This is a genomic window from Mesorhizobium jarvisii, from assembly GCF_003601985.1.
GTDB classification, from domain to species: domain Bacteria; phylum Pseudomonadota; class Alphaproteobacteria; order Rhizobiales; family Rhizobiaceae; genus Mesorhizobium; species Mesorhizobium jarvisii.
In genome coordinates, this window is the sequence record NZ_QZXA01000009.1 from 46773 (window position 1) to 65579 (window position 18807).

Annotated in this window: 17 protein-coding genes and 1 tRNA gene; 6 read left to right on the forward strand and 12 right to left on the reverse strand. The window is 63.5% G+C overall.

Going from position 1 to position 18807, the window contains the following annotated elements; genetic code table 11:
* Window positions 1–218: 218 nt before the first annotated feature.
* From D3242_RS22400 to D3242_RS22410, 3 genes are all read left to right on the forward strand, one after another.
* The gene (locus D3242_RS22400; RefSeq protein ID WP_038646288.1) at window positions 219–503 is read left to right on the forward strand and encodes a helix-turn-helix domain-containing protein; all 285 of its coding nucleotides are present in this window, start codon (window positions 219–221) and stop codon (window positions 501–503) included.
* Window positions 504–687: 184 nt separating this feature from the next.
* The gene (locus D3242_RS22405; protein ID WP_064982554.1) at window positions 688–1146 is read left to right on the forward strand and encodes a YbaK/EbsC family protein; all 459 of its coding nucleotides are present in this window, start codon (window positions 688–690) and stop codon (window positions 1144–1146) included.
* A 127-nt stretch (window positions 1147–1273) separates the two neighbouring features.
* On the forward strand, window positions 1274–1468 hold the full coding sequence (locus tag D3242_RS22410; RefSeq protein WP_080643723.1) for a DUF1059 domain-containing protein: 195 nt from the start codon (window positions 1274–1276) through the stop codon (window positions 1466–1468).
* Between the two features lie 810 nt (window positions 1469–2278).
* Here D3242_RS22410 and D3242_RS22415 read toward each other — a convergent pair.
* From D3242_RS22415 to D3242_RS22435, 5 genes are all read right to left on the reverse strand, one after another.
* Window positions 2279–2355: transfer RNA gene (locus tag D3242_RS22415), tRNA-Pro, on the reverse strand.
* A 57-nt stretch (window positions 2356–2412) separates the two neighbouring features.
* Window positions 2413–3681, reverse strand: coding sequence for an O-antigen ligase family protein (locus D3242_RS22420; protein ID WP_064982556.1), 1269 nt, complete (start codon window positions 3679–3681; stop codon window positions 2413–2415).
* Window positions 3678–5213 (reverse strand): undecaprenyl-phosphate glucose phosphotransferase, encoded by a 1536-nt coding sequence (locus D3242_RS22425; protein ID WP_038646303.1) that lies wholly within the window; start codon window positions 5211–5213, stop codon window positions 3678–3680. Before D3242_RS22425 ends, D3242_RS22420 begins: the two co-directional genes overlap by 4 nt.
* Window positions 5214–5302: 89 nt before the next feature.
* Entirely contained in the window at window positions 5303–6433 is a 1131-nt protein-coding gene (locus D3242_RS22430; protein WP_038646304.1) for a glycosyltransferase family 4 protein, read from the reverse strand.
* Between the two features lie 10 nt (window positions 6434–6443).
* The gene (locus D3242_RS22435; RefSeq protein WP_032933354.1) at window positions 6444–7007 is read right to left on the reverse strand and encodes a polysaccharide biosynthesis/export family protein; all 564 of its coding nucleotides are present in this window, start codon (window positions 7005–7007) and stop codon (window positions 6444–6446) included.
* A gap of 256 nt (window positions 7008–7263) precedes the next feature.
* Between D3242_RS22435 and D3242_RS22440 the strand changes: the two genes are divergently transcribed.
* Window positions 7264–9546 (forward strand): GumC family protein, encoded by a 2283-nt coding sequence (locus D3242_RS22440; RefSeq protein WP_064982558.1) that lies wholly within the window; start codon window positions 7264–7266, stop codon window positions 9544–9546.
* A gap of 16 nt (window positions 9547–9562) precedes the next feature.
* Here D3242_RS22440 and D3242_RS22445 read toward each other — a convergent pair whose 3' ends face one another.
* The 6 genes from D3242_RS22445 to D3242_RS22470 form a co-directional block, all read right to left on the reverse strand.
* Entirely contained in the window at window positions 9563–10399 is an 837-nt protein-coding gene (locus D3242_RS22445; RefSeq protein ID WP_064983510.1) for a GNAT family N-acetyltransferase, read from the reverse strand.
* Window positions 10400–10404: 5 nt separating this feature from the next.
* Entirely contained in the window at window positions 10405–11157 is a 753-nt protein-coding gene (locus D3242_RS22450; protein ID WP_019857643.1) for an aspartate/glutamate racemase family protein, read from the reverse strand.
* Complete coding sequence (locus tag D3242_RS22455) at window positions 11154–11972, reverse strand: ABC transporter permease (RefSeq protein ID WP_038646306.1); 819 nt, start codon at window positions 11970–11972, stop codon at window positions 11154–11156. The genes D3242_RS22450 and D3242_RS22455 overlap by 4 nt, the downstream gene beginning before the upstream one ends.
* Before the next feature lies 1 nt (window position 11973).
* Window positions 11974–12885 (reverse strand): ABC transporter permease, encoded by a 912-nt coding sequence (locus D3242_RS22460; protein ID WP_064982560.1) that lies wholly within the window; start codon window positions 12883–12885, stop codon window positions 11974–11976.
* An 88-nt stretch (window positions 12886–12973) separates the two neighbouring features.
* A complete protein-coding gene (locus tag D3242_RS22465; RefSeq protein WP_038646310.1) occupies window positions 12974–14272 on the reverse strand; it encodes an ABC transporter substrate-binding protein in 1299 nt (432 codons plus the stop codon).
* Between the two features lie 34 nt (window positions 14273–14306).
* Window positions 14307–15395: an ABC transporter ATP-binding protein gene (locus D3242_RS22470; RefSeq protein WP_064982562.1), complete on the reverse strand. Its 1089-nt coding sequence runs from the start codon at window positions 15393–15395 to the stop codon at window positions 14307–14309.
* A 263-nt stretch (window positions 15396–15658) separates the two neighbouring features.
* Between D3242_RS22470 and D3242_RS22475 the strand changes: the two genes are divergently transcribed.
* Window positions 15659–16369 (forward strand): GntR family transcriptional regulator, encoded by a 711-nt coding sequence (locus tag D3242_RS22475; RefSeq protein ID WP_064982564.1) that lies wholly within the window; start codon window positions 15659–15661, stop codon window positions 16367–16369.
* Between the two features lie 3 nt (window positions 16370–16372).
* On the opposite strand, the gene D3242_RS22480 is transcribed toward D3242_RS22475, so the two are convergent.
* On the reverse strand, window positions 16373–17599 hold the full coding sequence (locus D3242_RS22480; RefSeq protein WP_064982566.1) for a GNAT family N-acetyltransferase: 1227 nt from the start codon (window positions 17597–17599) through the stop codon (window positions 16373–16375).
* Window positions 17600–17689: 90 nt separating this feature from the next.
* On the opposite strand from D3242_RS22480, the gene D3242_RS22485 reads away from it, so the two are divergent.
* Window positions 17690–18748 (forward strand): polysaccharide deacetylase family protein, encoded by a 1059-nt coding sequence (locus D3242_RS22485; protein WP_064982568.1) that lies wholly within the window; start codon window positions 17690–17692, stop codon window positions 18746–18748.
* Window positions 18749–18807 lie beyond the last annotated feature (59 nt).

The following is an 18807-nucleotide window of genomic DNA, read 5'->3' on the forward strand; positions in this document are numbered from 1 at the left end:
AACGAACAGGTGGGTCTAAACCTCCGGGCAAAAAGGTGCCGGGCCGTTCAAAAGAACTTGATGGGCGTCGATGTGCGTGGACCGCCTTGCGGGGTCCGGTTCACGATAGCGTGACGGCCTGTTTGGCTCTTGGCAAATCGCTGGCGAGCGGGCATGTTCCTGCTCGTCTCAGGCAACGCTCCATTTTGATCAAACTCTTTCAGCCAGCGGAGTTGCCAATGCCCAACAATGCAAAAAGCCACGCCCTCTCCGAACCGTTAGCCAGTGAGATCGGGCCGAATTACACCACCCTCAGAGCCATGCGGGAAACCCGCGGATACAGTGTGGAAGAGCTTTCCCTGACCTGCGGCCTGTCGGTCGGCGAGATCGAGGACATCGAGAACGGCCGGGCGGCCGATCCGTCGAAGCTGCGTCGTATTGCGTCCGCGCTTCGCCTGCCTCAGGACGCCCTCATCGCTGCCGCCGTGCCGATGCCGGCCGCGCAAGGCCGACCCCTGGCATAGGCCTGGACCAGCCATGCAAAAGAACCCGCCAAGGCCCGCCTGGCGGGTTTCTTGTTGATGTGACGGCGTTCTCCACCAGGTCGGGCTTGCCGATTTACAGATCGCGCGTGTTTATACCTGCGGCATCCAAATCCGCGCCAATCGCGCCTGCCGTGTATCGAGGTTGAACCGTGGTTTTTTCGATATGAGCCTGGACTCCGTTCGTGCCTTCTTCGCCGCTCATGCAGCTGACATCGAGGTCATTGTCACGCAAGCAAGCTCGGCGACGGTGACGCTGGCGGCGCAGGCGCATGGCGTCCTGCCGGCGCAGATTGCCAAGACGATCTGCCTGCGCGTCGGCGAGCGCACCATGCTGGTGGTGACCAGCGGCATCGCCAGGTTGGACAACCGCAAGTTCAAGGACCAGTTCGGCGGCAAGCCGCGCATGCTGGACGCGGACGAAGTGGTTGCCGCCACGAGCCATCCTGTCGGCGGTGTCTGCCCGTTCGGCCTGCCGGCACCACTGCCTGTCTATTGCGATGTCTCGCTGCGCGAATTCGAAGAAGTGGTGCCTGCCGCCGGAGCCACCAATGCGGCCGTGCGGCTCAGCCCGCAGCGCATGGTCGACCTCACCGGCGCCGAATGGATCGATGTCTGTCAATAGCGATCGAGCGATGCTCCGCATGGCCGAAAAGCTGACGACCCCACCCCATAGACGTAGATTGTTTGCCTCAGCGGGCAGGAGTATGCTGTTTGGTCGCCGAAAACGGCGAGATTTCCAGGAGAAACCGATGGCACGCAAATACATTGACTGCCGAGAATTCCCGAGCGAAATGAAATGCACCGTTGCTATCTCCGCGGATCGGGAGGATGAACTGATCGAGGCTGCGGTACAACACGCTGTGTCTGTTCATGGGGAACACGATACGCCTGAGTTCCGTTCCGAGGTCAGGAAATCTATTCACGAAGGCGCACCTGCTCCCTGAGCCCAGGCGGCTCTGGGTAAAGCTCCGCTCGGCTCTGGCCGCGCGTCCGACGCGACCTTGGTGAAACTTGCGATCGGTCGGCCCCGACGCGCAGGCAACCTCTCGAAGGGGGGCGGGCAATGACCGACAAAGGGCCCGCATACCGGTGAGGTTTTCTTCTATGGAGCGGCCAGCGGCTTGGTCGTAGCGGGGACTAGCAGCAGTGGCCGCTGGGCCTGACCAGTCTGGCTCGAGGAAGCGCTGTGCTGGCTGACCCGAAGCGTCTGCTCACTCCGATGTAGAGCCAGAGCGCATCCGCATGAAAGGGCTATCGCCGAAAGGTGTAGTGTCTCAAGCGCAAGGTGCCTGACGAATTTCAGTGTCACTTCCGCAGCCTCATTCCGCGCCAGCATCCGCTGCCTCACGGTGGCGGGCTTTTAACGGGCACAACGGGAACAAGAGGCTGACGATTCGGTTTCCTTCTTGCAGCGCCGCGGCTACTCCCGCGGCCGGCAGGGGCTGGAAACTTGATATGCAAAACAGAAACAAAGATCCTCCTCCGAAGGAGCCCGACCAGAAGAAGACACCAGTCCCTCATCGCGGCAATCAAGCGCCCTCGGAGCTTGAACATGTCGATCCACCACCGCGAGATGTCCGAGAGGCACCGGTGCCAAATCCAAACGGGGATAAGAAGTCCTGACCGACCGCCAGACGCGAGCGATGCGCCGCCAGCTCGCTGGACGCCACCGAAAGGGAGAGTGTTACCCCCCTGAGTTACCCTAGAGATGGAAAATGAAGGTGGACTTTTGGGGGCAAGTCCTTGTCTTAAAATGGTCGGAGTGGCCGGATTCGAACCGACGACCCCTTGACCCCCAGTCAAGTGCGCTACCGGGCTGCGCTACACTCCGGACCGAGCGCGATGTATCGTGATAACCCTGCCCGGGTCAACCGAAATTCGGCGTTTATTACGCGGGTGTGGATGCGATCGCCGGCGCGCCTCGAAATGCCGGCCGCGACAGCCGCTGATGGCGGTATTCGAGCGCGATGGCGCCCCACACCAGCCCGAGCAGCAGATACATATGGCGCCAGTGGTCGATGTCGATGAAGGTGCCGAGGCCGATATTGCCGATGAAGGCGACATAGGCGCACAACAGATAGGGCTGCCACGGCCGGTCGCGCAGCAGGATGCGGAACCCGGCCACCATGGTCCAGACGACGAGCGTCAGGAACGACACGAAGCCGAGCCAGCCATAGTCCATCAGCATTTTCAGCCAGATGTCGTGCGTGTCCTCGCCGAACATCTTGCCGAAGACCAGCGGCCCGATGCCGAACGGATGCTCCATCGCCATCTGGAAGCCGATTCCGTAGCGGGCGAAGCGGCCGAGGCGGGCGGTGTCATAGCTCTGTTCAAGATGCGCGCGGCTGGAGAACATCTCCGACACACCGGGCAATTGCAGGATGACGATGATGGCGACCGTCAGCAGTGCCAGCGCGGCGATGGTCATGATCACCACGCGCAGCCGGAACTTGCCGCTAGCGCTCTGCAGGAACAGGCAGCCGGTGAGCAGCACGGCAGAGACGGCGAACATGCCCCAGGCGCCGCGCGAGAAGGAGAAGAAGATGCCCAATGCGATGATCAGCAGCGGCACCGCCAGCAGCGGCATGCGCGCGATCGATCCTGTCAGGATCAGATAGAGCAGATAGATGCCGGGCAGCACCAGGAACGGCCCAAAGACGTTGGGATCCTGGAAGGCGCCGGCGGCGCGGTCGTATTTGGTGAACATTTCGGCGCCGGGGAAGGCATGGAAATAGCCTGCTATGCCAAGCAGCGAGGTGGCCACTGCCGAGACGACATAGGCATTGAAGATCGGCCGGTAGAGGCCTGGCTGCGTGGCGGTGACCGAGGCGAAGAACACCGCGCTGAAGGCGAGAAACAATGACACGGAGAGATAGAGCGGCGTGAAGGCGAGGTCCGCCATCTGCGTCATGGAGATCATCCCGCCGATGTTCATCGTCACCAGCAGCACCAGAAGCGGCATGGCCGCGCGCGAAATCCGCAGGCCGAAGAGCGCCCAGATGGCGATCAGCCCGGCCATGTAGATTTCGTAGGGCGCCGGTTCGCTGATGACGAAGCCGGACAGAAGGATGCCGACCACCACCGCACTGGAGGAAATCAGGGCGATCAGCTTGGCGTTGACCGCGGCCTGCGGCACCTCATGGGAAATCGCGCTCAATAGGCGTTTTCCGTGTTGAGCAGCCGGATCGGCGTCAGGAACAGGATTCTGAGATCGAACAGCAGCGACCAGTTCTCGATGTAGTAGAGGTCGTATTCCGTCCGCATGCGGATCTTCTCGTTGGTGTCCATCTCGCCGCGCCAGCCGTTGATCTGCGCCCAGCCGGTGACGCCGGGCTTGACCTTGTGGCGAGCGAAATAGCCGTCGACCACCTCGTTGTAGAGAAGGTTGTGCGACTGCGCGGCGATCGCATGCGGGCGCGGGCCGATCAGCGACAGCGAGCCCAGCAGCGAATTGACGAACTGCGGCAGTTCGTCGATCGAGGTCTTGCGAATGAAGCGGCCGACGCGGGTGACGCGCGGATCGTTCTTGGTCACGGTCTGCTTGGCGGTCGGATCCGACCGGTCCGTGTACATCGAGCGGAACTTGTAGACCTCGATGATCTCATTGTTGAAGCCGTGCCGCTTTTGCTTGAACAGCACCGGCCCCTTGCTGTCGAGCTTGATGGCGATCGCGGTCGCCAGCATCACCGGCGAGAAGACGATGATGCCGATCAGCGAGAAAACGATGTCGAAGGCGCGCTTGGCGACCGAATCCCAATCGTTGATCGGCTTGTCGAAAATATCGAGCATCGGCACCGAGCCGATGAAGGAATAGGCGCGCGGACGGAACTGCAGCGCGTTGGAATGCGCCGAAAGCCGGATGTCGACCGGCAGCACCCACAGCTTCTTCAACAGCTGCAGCACGCGCGTCTCGGCGGTCAGCGGCAGCGATACGATCAGCATGTCGATGCGGGCGATGCGGGCGAACTCGATCAATTCCGAAATTGTGCCGAGCTTGGGATAACCGGCAACGATCGGCGGCGAGCGCTTGTCGGAGCGGTCATCGAAGATGCCGCAGATGCGGATGTCGTTGTAGGGCTGCTTTTCGACAGAGCGAATCAGGATTTCCGCCGCCTTGCCGCCGCCGACGATGACGGCGCGCCGCTCCATGCGGCCGTCGCGCGCCCAGCGCCGGATCAGCCTCGACATCACCAGCCTGAGGCCGAACAAGAGAACGAAGCCGACGACGAACCAGGTGCCGAACAAAAGCCGTGAATAGTCTTCTGACATCTTCGTGGCGAAGGCCGTCAATGCCATCAGGGCGAAGGCGCCGGCCCAGACCAGCAGGATGCGGCCGAAATTGGCGATCGGCCGCATCAGCGAGACCACCTGGTAGCAGTCGGTAACGTCGAGCAGCACCACGGCGAGGAACGACGCGGTGGCGATGGTCACCGGATATTGCCAGGCGAGATAGTTGAAGAAACCGACAAAGTAGAAATAGACGCAGAGCCCCGAAAGGAACAGCAGCCCGAATTCGACCATGCGCAGGACGCCGCTGACCATGATCGGCGACATCGTATCGCGCCGGTATTGCGACGCGACCTGCCGGGCGACATCGTTCATGCCGCCGGGCGCATCGCCATCGGTCGGGCCGTCGAATTTACGCACCGCTTCGGGTGAAAAGCGGCGCGCGGGATCGATCTCATTCATGGAACAGTCCGCAAGCTTCCCCAGGGTGAATAGCAAAAGAGAGCTAAGAAACCCTTGAAACAACGCGTGGCTTTGGAAACGCTCAGGCGTTACCTGCCGAGCGCGGCGAAATAGGCCTTCTCGATTTCTGCGGCCATCACGTCGGCACCGAAGCGCGCCCTGAGGCCAGGGCCATCGGGCATCAGGGCGCCATAGGCGGCAAGGTCGGCCAGCGCCTCGCTCATCTTGCCGGCCAGTTCGGCCGGATCGGGGCGGATCAGGGCAGGGGAGCCGGAACCGAAGATCTCCGGTATGCCGCCGACGGAGGTGGCGATCATCGGTCTTGCCGCGGCAAGTGTTTCCAGCACGATATAGGGCATGGCTTCCGCACGGGATGGAACGACGACGAGCTCGGCAAGTGCGAAGGCTTCCCTGGCCGGCATCGGCGACAGGAAGCGGACATGGCCTTGAAGTCCCAGGCGCTTTACCTGCGCGTGGTAGCGCGGCAGGTCGTCGCCGTCGCCGACCATCACCGCGCTCAGTGCGCGGCCAAGCCGCGGGCCGGCGGCGGCCAAAGCGTCGATGAAGATGTCGGGTCCCTTCAGGTCGCGCATCATGCCGATATAGAGCAGATCCGCCGCATCGGGTCCGATGAGTACCGGCTCGAATTCGGCGGCGCGCAGTCCGTTGTAGACCAGTGTGTTGGGGATCGGCGGCTCGCCCACCTTCCTGCGATAGGTTCGCCGCTCGTAGTCCGAGACGAACAGCAGGCAATCGGTGAAATGCGCCATGGAGCGCTCCAGCGCGAAGAACAGCTTCCCCGTGGCTGTCGTTTCGTCATAGTGGAGGGAGCCGCCATGCGGCGAATAAAGGCGGGCTACGCGAGACCTTGATACCCGCAACAAGGAGCCGAACAGACGGGCATAGGCGCCACCCTTGGCGCCGTGCCCATGCAACACGTCCGGCCGCAATTCCTTGATGATCCTGTAGGTGCGCCGGGCCGAGGCGAGATCACCCGGGCCGACATGGCGCTGCATTGGCGTGCGATGGATGCCGAGCGCCAGCATGTCCTTCATCTGCTCGAACAGGCGCTCTTCGAATTCCCCGCCTGTGGTCGAATCGCAGACGATGCCGACCACATGGCCAGCGGCGACCTGTGCTTCGGTCAGGTCGCGCACATGCCGGAAAATTCCTCCGACCGGTGAACGAAAGCAGTGGACGATCCTGAGCTTGTCCGCCACGTGGTGTCTGTCAGAACAGGCGTTCGCGGACGTAGACGGTATCTCCGGGCAGCAGCGGATCGGATGTCACCACGCGGCCGGTCATCACCTTGCCGTTGATGTCGCGGGTGATGTCGACGCTTTCCTGGTTGGCGCGCGGCGAGAAGCCACCGGCAATGGCGATGGCCTTCTGCACGGTCAGGCCGGGCACGTAGGAATACTGGCCGGCGGCACCCACTTCGCCCATGACGAAGATCGGCCGGTAGCGATCGATCTCGACCGAGACGTCGGGGTCGCGCAGATAGCCTTGCCGCAATTTGTCGGCGATCTCCTTTTCCATCTGCTGCGCGGTGTGGCCACGCGCCGGAATGGCGCCGACAAGCGGGAAGGAGAGGTAGCCGGATTGGTCGACGCTGTAGGTGTTGGTCAGGCCCTCCTGCTCGAACACGGTGACGCGGACACGGTCGCCGGCACCGAGACGGTAAGGCTGGTCGAGGACCTCGTGGAAGGCTGCCGGCGTCGGGCGGTAGCTGGAGCAGCCGGCAAGCATCGATACGGCAAGCAGAGCGTGAAAGAGGGAAGCAGTGCTTTTCATGATCGGATACGTACCTTCGACTGGCCGCTGCGGCGTCGCAGCAAACATCTGGGATCGGGTCCGTTATCATCCTGTTAGGGTTAATGGCCGGTAAAGGAGCCGGCCGATAGCGCTGCACGAAGCAGGGGTCTTGCCATTTTTATCGTTTTTCTTGGGGCACCCGCAGTAATCCCAATGGAGGATTACCGTGATCTTAACGGCTGAGTTACCATAGTTGTTTACGGTACGTCCTGACCCAGTTTCGGAGTAGGAATGCATGTCCGTTCAGTCCGCGGCCGCAGATGTCGACGTTGACCTCAGGCAGCTCTTCGCCAGCCTGGCGAGGAACTGGCTGCGCATATTGCTCTTCGTTCTGGTGGTGACCGGTCTGGCGTTTGCGTTCGCTTCATTCGCGACCAAGCATTACAAGGCCCAGACGCAGGTGGAAATCGCCCCGCGCGAATCCATCTATACCCGTCCGGCCGGCAGCAACAATGATGGCGACAAGCCGATCCTGGATGAACAAGGCGTCGCCACCCAGGTCCAGATCATTTCGTCCAACGAAATCCTCAAGCAGGTGGCGCAGAAACTCGGCCTGGCGCGGCTGCGTGAGTTCGACGAAACGATCAACATGTCGGCGCTCAGCCGCGTGCTGATCCTGCTTGGGCTGAAGAACGATCCGATGGATGTTCCGGCCGACGAACGCGTGTTGAAGAAGATGCGCGAGAAGCTCAACGTCTTCGGCGTTGAAAAGACCCGCATCATCGCCATCGAGTTCTCCTCCGAGGATCCCAAGCTCGCCGCCGCCATCCCCGACGCGATTGCCGCTGCCTATATTGCGGGGCAGGGCGCGGCCAAGAGCGAATCGAACACCGCCGCCGCGGACTTTCTGGCGCCCGAGATCGCCGACCTGTCGAAGCAGGTCAGGGATGCCGAGGCCAAGGTCGCGGCCTACCGCGCGCAGTCCGACCTGCTGATGGGCGGCAACAATGCCACCTTGGCCACCCAGCAGTTGGCCGAGCTGTCGACGGAATTGTCGCGGGTGCGGGCCAATCGCGCCGCGGCCGAAGGCACCGCCGACAGCGTGCGCAAGGCGCTGCAGAATGGCGGCTCGCTGGATTCGCTGCCCGAAGTGCTGTCGTCCGACCTGATCCAGCGTTTGCGGGAACGGCAGGCCGAGCTGCGCGCCACCATCGCCGATCTGTCGACGACGATGCTCGACAATCATCCGCGCGTTCGCGCCGCCAAATCACAGCTCGCCGATCTCGACGCGCAGATACGCAACGAAGCCCAGAAGATCATGAAGGGCCTGGTGATGCAGGCCGATGCCGCCAAGGCGCGCGAAAGCCAGCTCGTCTCCGACGTCAACCAACTGAAGGCGGCTTCGGCGCAAGCCGGTGAGCAGCAGGTCGATCTCGACGCGCTGCAGCGCGACGCCGCCGCCAAGCGCCAGCAGCTCGAGCTCTATTTGACCAATTACCGCGAGGCAGCTTCGCGTCAGGACCGCAATTATGTGCCGGTCGACGCCCGCGTCGCCTCACCGGCTTCGGTGCCCTCCGAGCCATACTTCCCCAAGGTTGGGCCGATCGTTGGCGCGGCTGCTGCGGCTTCGCTTCTGCTGGCAGCCATATTCACGTTGCTCAGGGAACTCTTCTCGGGCCGCGCCATGCGCCCGGCCCCAGGCGCCCGTTTTGCGCCGATCGACGAAGTGGCTATGCCGGCAACTGCGCGCCAGCAGCCGGACGCCCCGGAGCCATCTGCCCGCCTGGAGCCGGCTGTCGCCAGCGCGTTCGCCGATCGTGGCGCCGAGGCGCAATGGCCCGAAGCGGTCACGGAACCGCAGATGGCGGAGCAGTCGCGGCCCGTTGCCGAGCCCGAGCCTGCCGTCAAGGCAGAGCCTGTCGCCGAAGTCGAATCGGTTGCCGAGCCGGAGCCGGTTGTCGAGGTCCAGAGGCCGCGCTCGGTGCTCGGTGAGATCGACATCGAGAAGGCCGCGGAAAAGCTGATCGCCAGCGGGGCCGCCCGCGCCATATTCGTTTCGCCCGAAGGCGACGAGGCAGCCGCGTCGGCGATCCTGGTGGCGCGCGAAGTGTCCGACGCCGGCCTGCGCGTCCTGTTGCTCGACCTCACCGCCTCGGGCGCTGCCTCACGGCCGATGCTGGACAGCGGGCTTTTACCGGGGATCACCGACCTGCTCGCCTCGCAGGCGCAGTTCAGCGACGTGATCCATGCCGATCTCTATTCTGATTGCCACGTCATTCCCGTCGGCACCGCCGATCCGGTCCGCGCCATGCGCGCCGCCGACCGGCTGCCGATCATCATGCAGTCGTTGACCACCGCCTATGATCTGGTGGTGGTCGAATGCGGGCCGGCCGACGCGCAAGGCATCAGCCGTCTGGGAGCCGAAGCCACCGAGGTGTTCCTGTCCATGCTTGAACCGGATGACGAGGTCACCAAGGCCGCGGTTAAGCTGATCGAAAGCGGTTATCCCGACCTGACGCTGGTGACGCCGCTTGGCCACGAGCCGCCGGGCACTCCGGGACGGCGCTCCGCGGCCTGAAACCCGCGCGCTCGGCCTATCCCAGCTCCAGAGTCGTCACGCCGAACACCCTCTTGGCATCGAGCTTCGGCGGCGAGCCCTTGTACATGCGGGTGGTGCTGAAGGTCGGTGAGAAACCGGCCGCCTCGAGCGCCGCGATGAAATCCACCTGGGTAGTCGGCACGTCGATGTTCAATTCGCCACCCTCGCATGCGCCCGCCAGCTCCCCGAGCAATTCAAGCGCGGTCGGCACGTTGTCGGCGAAGAGTGGGCCGATCTTGAAGCCGCTGCGACAGGATCGCGCCACCGCGTAGCCGGCCGTTCCCCGCGAAGTGATCGCCGCCACGGCATGATGTGGCGGCAGCAGCCATCGCTGCATGAATGAGCGCCGGGGCGCAGGAAAACAAAGCGCATCGTAGGCGATGATGTCGGGCACCGGCTGCGCGGTCACGATACGAGGCCGCTCGGCGCCGGCGGGCAGGGAAGCAGGGCGTCCGCTGTAGCGGATGGTCTCGCAGACCGGCATGAACCCCTTGCTCCGGTAGTTGGCCTGCTGTTCCTGGACGCCATCGAGGCCGATGGTGCGCCCGGCCAGCCTGTCCATGCCCGCGGTCCACACCGCCTTGCCGTAGCCCTTGCCGCGCATGTCCGGGCGGCAGATGTAGAGGCCGATGAAACCGAAATCCTGCCCATAGGCTACCGCCGAGATCGCGGCGACCATGTCGTCCCCGACAAAGGCACCGATGAAGCCTTCCTGGTCCGCCGCCTGAAACATCGCAGCATCTTCAAGGCCGGGATTCCAGCCCTCCGCAGCCGCCCAGTCGATGAGGCCGGACAATTCCCCCAGCGACAGCGTGCGGATGGTTCGATTCATGGTGCTCACTCCGCGGCGACTGCTCCGGGCGAGAACGATTTCAGCATACCGCGATAGGGCTTGGCCAGCGGGCTGGCGTAGGCGCCGCGCTTCGATGTCGAAAGGCCGAGCGCGATGAGCGCTTCGGCCTGCTTGATCGCGGCGCCCACACCGTCGATGACAGGCAGTCCGAAATCCGCCTGCAACTGGTGCGCAAGGTCTGCCATGCCGGCGCAGCCAAGCACGATCGCCTCGGCACGATCCTCCTCCACGGCCCGGGCGATCTCGTCGCGCAGCTTGCCGATCGCGCCTGACGCCGGGTCCTCGAGCGCCAGCACCGGAATGTCGGCGGCCCGCACACGCGCCCGTCCAGTCATGCCGTAGCGCTGCACCAGCCCTTCCACCGGCACGCGCGAGCGTTCGGTGGTGGTGACGACGGTGAAGCGCTGGGCGATGAAGGAGGCCATGCTGAGTGCCGCCTCGCAGATGCCGATGACCGGAATGGCGGCCATGGCCCGCGCGGCGTCGAGCCCGGTGTCGTCGAAGCAGGCGATGACCGCCGCCTGCACGCCACGGCGTTCGCCGGCGGCGATCTCCATCAAAAGGCCGGGCACGGCCAGCGCCTCGTCATAATAGCCTTCGATCGAGGCCGGCCCCGTGGACGAGGTGACAGCGATGATTTCGGTCCAGGCGCCGGCGACGCCGCGTGCGGCCGCCGCGATCGTCTCGGTCATGCTCGCCGTCGTGTTGGGGTTCACCACCAGGATCTGCACGGTCATGCTCTCGCCCGGCGGCGGCCGACATAGAGGATGGCGCCCAGCGTCGCCAGGATCACCAGGAAGGAGAACACCGTGGTCACCGTGCCCAGCGCGTAGAGCACCGGCGTCGTGACATTGGTGGTCATGCCGTAGATCTCGAGCGGCAGCGTGTTGAAGGTTCCCGATGTCATCAACGTGCGGGCGAACTCGTCATAGGAGAGCGTGAAGCCGAACAGGCCGACGCCGATCAGGCTCGGCGCGATCATCGGCAGCACGACATGGACGAAGGTCTGCCAGGAGGTGGCGCCGAGATCGCGCGCGGCCTCCTCATAGGCCGGCGAGAAGCGGTTGAAGACGGCGAACATGATGAGCACGCCGAACGGCAAGGTCCAGGTCAGATGCGCGCCGAAGGCCGAGGTATACCAGGCGGGCCGCAAGCCGACTTGCTGGAAGACCACGCCGATGCCCAGCGAAATGATGATGGAGGGCACGACGAGACTGGCGACCGCCAGATAGAACAGGGCGGTGGCACCGCGAAACTTCCGGCGGAAGGCAAGGCCTGCCAGCAGCGACACGACGACGGTAACGATCATCACCATCAAGCCGAGCACCAGCGAGCGCTTGAAGCTGCCGCCGAAATCGCCGACCGACTGGCGCTCGAACAGATTGGCGAACCAGTGCAGCGACACACCGTTGAGCGGGAAGGTGAGGCCACCGGTCTCGCCCTGGAACGACAGGATCAGGATCGCCGACAGTGGACCGTAGAGGAACAGCACGAACAGCGCGAAGAAGGCCGCCAGCACGTAGAATTCGAGGGTGCGTTTTTCGTGGCTCACGTCAAAGCTCCCGGCGGATATCGACGATGCGCAGAATGCCGGCGACCATCAAGAGCACCAGCACCAAAAGCACCACGGCGTTGGCGGCGGCGGCCGGATATTGCAGCAGCGACATCTGGTTCTTCATCATCAGCGCCACGGAAGCGCTCTGGCCGCCCGACATCACTTGCACGGTGGAGAAATCCGCCATCACCAGCGTGACGACGAAGATGGTGCCGATCGCCATGCCGGGCTTGGCCAGTGGAATGATGACGTTCCAAAGCACCTGCCAGCCGGAGGCGCCGGCATCGCGCGCGGCCTCGACCAGCGAGCGGTCGATGCGCATCAGCGTGTTGAAGATCGGCGTCACCATGAACAGCGTGTAGAGATGCACCATGGCCAGCACGACCGCGAATTCGGAATAGAGCAGCCATTCGATGGGCTTTGGCACCAGACCCATATGCACCAGCGTCGAGTTGATCAGCCCGTTGCGGCCGAGCACCGGGATCCATGAGATCATGCGGATGATGTTGGAGGTCAGGAACGGCACGGTGCAGACCAGGAACAGCACCATCTGCATTGCCGTGGTGCGGATGTGGAAGGCGAGGAAATAGGCGACCCAGAAGCCGATGAACAAGGTCAGCGCCCAGACGATGGCCGCGAATTTGATGGTATTGAGATAGGTCTTCCAGGTGACCCAGGAGCCCAGCACGTCGGAATAGTTGGTTGTCAGGAAATCCGGATACATGGCTGCGAAGTCGTAATCCCAGAAGGACACGACGACGATCATGATGATGGGCAAAAGCAGGAACGCGCCGAGGATCAGCGCGAGCGGAGCCGACTGCAGATAGGGCGTGACGGCACCGAGCGAAAAGCGGCGGCGACGCCCGGTGGGACTGGCGGCTATGGTGGGGCGTTCGAGGGCGACTGTCATCTAGGCTCTCGGTGCGGGTTTGCTGTCCGGGCGGAGCTGCCTTCCCCTTCCCCAGGGGGAGAAGGGGAAGAGGAGAGGCGCTTGTTCCTTACGCCGCGATGAACTCGTTCCAGCGCTTCACCATGTAGCGGTCCTCGTCCATCACCGAGTTCCAGCAGGCGACCTTGCCCATGCGCTCCTCGAAAGAGCCGCCATCGCGAACGGCGCCGGCCTTCTCCATGACGGTGCCGTCCGGTGCCTTGATCTCGCCCTTGGCCGGCTTGCCCTCGATCCAGTAGCCCCACTCGTCCTCGGTCATGAACTTCTTGGCCGAGACCATGTTGGCCGAGTAGTAGCCCTGGCGGTTGAGGTAGCCGCCAACCCAGCCCGACGTGTACCAGTTGATGTATTCGTAGGCAGCATCGAGCTCCGCGCCCTTGAGGTGGGCGGCAAGGCCGAGACCGCCGCCCCATGAGCGGTAGCCTTCCTTGAGCGGCTGGAAGCGGCAAGGGATGCCCTTGGAGCGCACGGCGGCCACCGCCGGCGACCACATGGACTGGATGACCACTTCGCCCGATGCCATCAGATTCACGCTCTCGTCGAAGGACTTCCAGAAGGCGCGGAATTGGCCGCCTTGCTTGGCCTTGATCAGGAAGTCGATCGTCTTGTCGATCTCGTCCTTGGTCATGTTGCCCTTGTCGGCATATTTGATGTTACCCATGGCTTCCATGATCATGGCGGCGTCCATGATGCCGATGGACGGGATGTTGAGGATGGCGGTCTTGCCCTTGAAGGCCGGGTCCATGATGTCGGCCCAGGTTGTGATGTCGCGGCCGACGAGGTCGGGGCGGATGCCCAGCGTGTCGGCGTTGTAGATGGTGGGCACCATGGTGAACCAGTTGGTCGGCGCCTTGGCGAAGGTCTTGGAGTCCTGCGCCTCGACGTAGCCCACCGTGTGTGGCGCCGTGCCCTGGGCGATCACGCTGTCGGGAGTGAGTTTGCCGGTTTTGAACAGCGGCACCAGCTCGTCGTAATATTTCAGCTTGCTGACATCCATCGGCTGCAGCACGCCGGTGGGGAACACCTTCTTGCAGATCCAGTATTCGATATCGGCGATGTCGTAGCTGTCGGGCTGGGTCACAGCGCGCTGGGCGGCGGCGTCGGAATCGGTTGCCGTCATCTCCAGCGTGATGCCGAGGTCAGCCTTGCACTTGTCGGCAATGGCGTTGAGGTTCGACACGCCGGTGCCAAACTGGCGAAGCGTGATGTTGGACTGCGCCCAGATGGTCGGGAAGCCCGTGATGACGCCCGAGCCGGCGGCGAAGCCGACCGCGGCCGCACCCGTCTTGAGCAGCGAGCGGCGCGAGATGCCAGTCTTGTTTTGCTTGGGTTGCATTGTGTCTGTCATGTCTATTCCCCTGTCTTGTTTTGCTTGGTTGATCTCATGAATGAAGGTGGCCGAGGACGATCGCATCCTCGGCATCCCAGGCGAGCGGTACGGCATCGCCAATGGCGACGGGTTTGGCGAAGAAGTCGGAATCGTCGATGATGACGGTGAAGTCGTCGATGCCGGCGCCAGTGACGGAGAGCTTCACCGTGGCGCCGCGATATTCGATGTTGGCGACGATGCCGGTGAAGCCGAGCCCGGGCGCGGGTGCCTCGCCGATGCGCACATGGTCGGTACGGATGGCGATGTCGATCGGCGCGCCCACTTCCTGTGCTGCGCCGCTGGTGGCGAGCGAACCGCCGCCGTTGACGTCGAAGACGACCATGCCGTCTCGGCCGCCGGTGACCCGGCCGGAGATGACATTGTGGTCGCCCATGAAGCGTGCGACGAAGGCCGTGGCCGGCCGCTCGAACACGTCGCGAGGCGGCGCTGCCTGTTCGATGCGGCCGTCATTCATCACCACGATCAGGTCGGCAAGCGCCATCGCCTCCTCCTGGCTGTGGGTGACGTGGACGAAGGTGATACCGAGCGACGTCTGCAATTTCTTCAGCTCGGCCCGCATGCGGATCTTCAAGAACGGATCGAGCGCCGAAAGCGGCTCGTCGAGCAGCAGCGCTTCGGGATCGGTGATCAGGGCGCGGGCGAGCGCGACGCGCTGCTGCTGACCGCCGGAGAGCTGCGCCGGGCGGCGGGTCGCATAGGCCTCCATCTGCATCAGCTTCAGCATGTCGAGCGCCTTGGCGCGGCGCTTTTCCTTGTCGACGCCCTTCATCTTCAGGCTGAAGGCGACATTGTCGATGAGGTCGAGATGCGGGAACAGCGCATAGGATTGGAACATCATCGCCGTGCCGCGTTTGGCCGGCGGCAGGTCGGTGACGACGGTGTTGCCGAGCCGGACGTCACCCGACGAAATGCTTTCGTGGCCGGCGATCATGCGCAGCGTCGAGGTCTTGCCGCAGCCGGAGGGACCGAGCAGGCAGCAATAGGTGCCCGCCGGTATCTTCAGGCTGATATCCTCGACGGCGGTCGTCGTTCCATAGACTTTCGAAACGGACACGATGTCGATCTCGGCGGCTTTGGACATTCAGGCTTCCCCGTTTGGTCGCATTAACCAATGCATCATGCGTGCCAATATCGGGGTGACTGGCCAAACATTTGAATTGTCTAGAAAATCAGGCCTGTCGGCCGTTGCCTATCTGGCGGGCGGCTTTGTGCATTGCACAAATTATGGGCGATTGTGCGCGATATGCACAAAAATCGTATGCAATCTTTTTCGGCTTTGTGTTCACTTTGCCTCTCGTGCGCAGACGGCGAGTCGCGTTAGAAGGGTGCGGGAACATCATCGCCATGAATATTGCCGATCACATCTATTCCACCGATAGCGCCAACCAGGATCGCGCGCAGGCGATCCGCGACAATCTGCGCGACGCCATCGTCGACCGCCGGCTGGCGCCGGGCACCAAGCTGTCGGAGGGCGAGGTCGGCACGCTGTTCGATGTGTCGCGCACCGTGGCACGCGCGGCCCTGCAGATGTTGTCCTTCGAAGGCCTGGTGCGCACGGAGCGCAACCGCGGCGCGTTCGTCGCCAACCCCTCGCCCGAGGAGGCGCGCCAGGTGTTCGCCTCGCGCCGGCTGATCGAGCCCGGGATTGCTATTGCCGCCTGCGGGCGCGTCACATCGGCCGACATCGCCGCCTTCAGGGCTCAACTCGACGAGGAGGGCCGCTTCATCGCCGAACGCGGTCCGACCGCGCGGCGTTCCGAGATCAAGGCGTCCGGCGATTTCCATCTGCTGCTTGCTTCGGTCGCCGGCAACGCAATCCTGCAGCGCTTCATGGAGGAACTGGTCGCGCGCTCCTCGCTTGTCATCGCGCTTTATGGGCGGTCTGGCGTGTCAGCCTGCGGGCACAGCGAGCATACCGAAATTGTCGGCGCGCTGGAGAGCAGCGATTGCGAACGGGCCAGCCAGCTGATGCTGCACCACATCGACCATATCGAGGCCGATCTCGATCTGCGCGTCAGGGCGGGGCCGGCGCTTCGCGAGGCTCTCAATTTCTGACGGCTAGTTTTCGTCCGTGGCAGCGTGCGCTGCCTGTCCGGCTGCCTTGCGGCGCAGCACCTTGGTCAGGTTCCAGATTGTCGGGCTGTTCTTGACAAACGCCTTCAGCCGCGCGCCCTGGCGAAGCGTCTGCGCCAGGGCGCGGCCCTTCAGCGTCAGCGGGACCAGCACCTCGAAATGCCGGGTTTCGATATCGCACCACTGCCGCTTGTAGGGCTCGTCGCCGACCGAGAAATCGTAGACGGCAAAACCCGCCTCGCAGGCTTCCTGGATGTTGTCGAAGAACAGGAAATCGCCGGGACTGCTGGATGCGAGATCATCCTCGGCGATCGCTCCGAACTCGCAGATCAGGCGTTTCCCGGAGCGGCTCGACCCGGTGACGGCGCGTAGCTTGCCGGCGACTTCCAAGCCATGCAGCACGAAAGAGGGCGTGTCCTCGGCCAGGGCCTGCGTGAACAGCGCCCTGAAGAAGGCGCGTGTCTGGTCGCCGCCGAAGACATTGGCAATGCCCATCTTGCGAAAGCGGAGCTCCTTCATCTCGAAGAAGGCGTCGAGCAATCTCTCCACCTCGTCCGGGCTGCGCGCCTCGATGCGCCGATGGCTGCCGACGGCGTCGAATTTGCGCATCTGCGACCGATGTTTCTTGCGTTTGCGCTTGCCGCTGGCGCGCAGCAGCAGCGCATCGAAGCCCCCGCCAAGGTCGACGGCCAGCGAAAGATTGGGGCTGGAGAAATGATCGAGCGATGCGAGCGGATTGGCGATGCCGTCGAGATCGGGCAGCAATCGTTCCAGCGCGATGAGATCGATGTCGGGCCTAGCCTTGGCGATGGCCCCAAACACTGAGTCGACGGCCGCGCTCTCCGCCCTGGCCAGCCATTGCGGGTCAGCGGCCGCGAAATTGCCATTGGCATGGCGGCCGCCCATGAAACGGGCGACCCGGAACGGGCCCTGGCTGACAACCTCCAGCGCCAGTGCGATGACCGGCTTGCCTCCGAGAGTGAGCGTCGCCACCAACAGATCGGGCTCGAGCTGCGCGGCCCAGTTCAGGATCCATGTTGCGCCCTGGGCCGGCGCATAAAGCGCCGACCGGCAGAATTCCGCATAGGCCGCCAGCCCGTCCGCACCCACGACGGAGACCGATGGCCCGGCGGCATCCTTCGGCAGGGCGCGTGGCGAAGCCTCGATCGCCGCAAGCCGATTGCCGTCAAATGACGCCATTGCGTCAACCATACCTCAATCCTTAAGGCGTATTGATCCCGATTTGGGGGGCGCGCAGGCGTATTCCGTGCTTGGATCAGCCTAGGCGCAAAAGGTGAATGAATGATCGACGGTGGGGAGGCAATCCGGAAACTGGCGCTCAACGTCGCCCGCTATACCGGCCTCGCACCACTGGCCAGGCCATTTGTCGGCGGCATCGGAGCGATCCTGATGTTGCACCGCGTGACAGCGACACCGGAAAAGCCTGACAGCGTTAACCGGCACCTTAACATCGCCCCCAGTTTCCTTGACGCCGTGATCGCCGACATGAAAGCGGACGGCTATGTTTTCGTCTCGATGGACGAGGCCGTGCAGCGCATCAAGGCAGGCGGCAAGGGCGGCCGGTTCGCCACCATCACCGCAGACGATGCCTATCGTGACAACATGACCGAGGCCCTGCCGGTGCTGGAGAAGCACCGCGCGCCGATCACCATCTATGTGGCGCCGGGGCTGATCGACGGCACCGCCGATCTTTGGTGGGATGTGGCCGAGGATATCGTCAACGCGTCGGACCGCCTGACTCTGTCGACCTCGAATGGTCCGGCGGTGATCGATTGCGCGACCCCGGCCAGGAAAAGCCAGGCCATAACCCGGCTGCACGCCTACCTGGCCACCGAGGTTCGTGAGGAAGATCTGCGCACCGTGCTGCGCGATCTCGCCAGTTCAAACGGCGTCGACGCGGACGCCTCGCGCCTGCGGACGCTGATGAACTGGGATGAGATCCGCACCGTCGCCGCGCATCCCCTGGTTACGATCGGCGCCCATACGATCAACCACAGCAACCTGAAGCGGCTTTCCGAGGCCGATGCACGGCGCGAGATCGACGCCGTGAAGGGCATGTTGCGAGCAGAGCTTGGCAGCGAACCACTCCATTTCGCCTATCCCTATGGCTATGCAAGCGCCGTCGGCTGCCGCGAAGTCGGCTTTGCCCGCGACGCCGGCTATGTCTCCGCCGTGACGACCCGCCATGGCGTGCTGCGCGCCGGACATGCCGGCTTCCTGCATGCCTTGCCGCGCATTTCGATCAATGGCCGCTACCAGAACCTTGCCCATATCCGCACCATGCTGTCGGGCGTGACGACGCCGCTCGCCAATGCTGGCAAGATGGTCGTCACCATCTGACCGGGTTTGCCGTCAATCCGCCTTGCGCGCTGATCCAGCAGCGTATGAGCTGCGAGCCA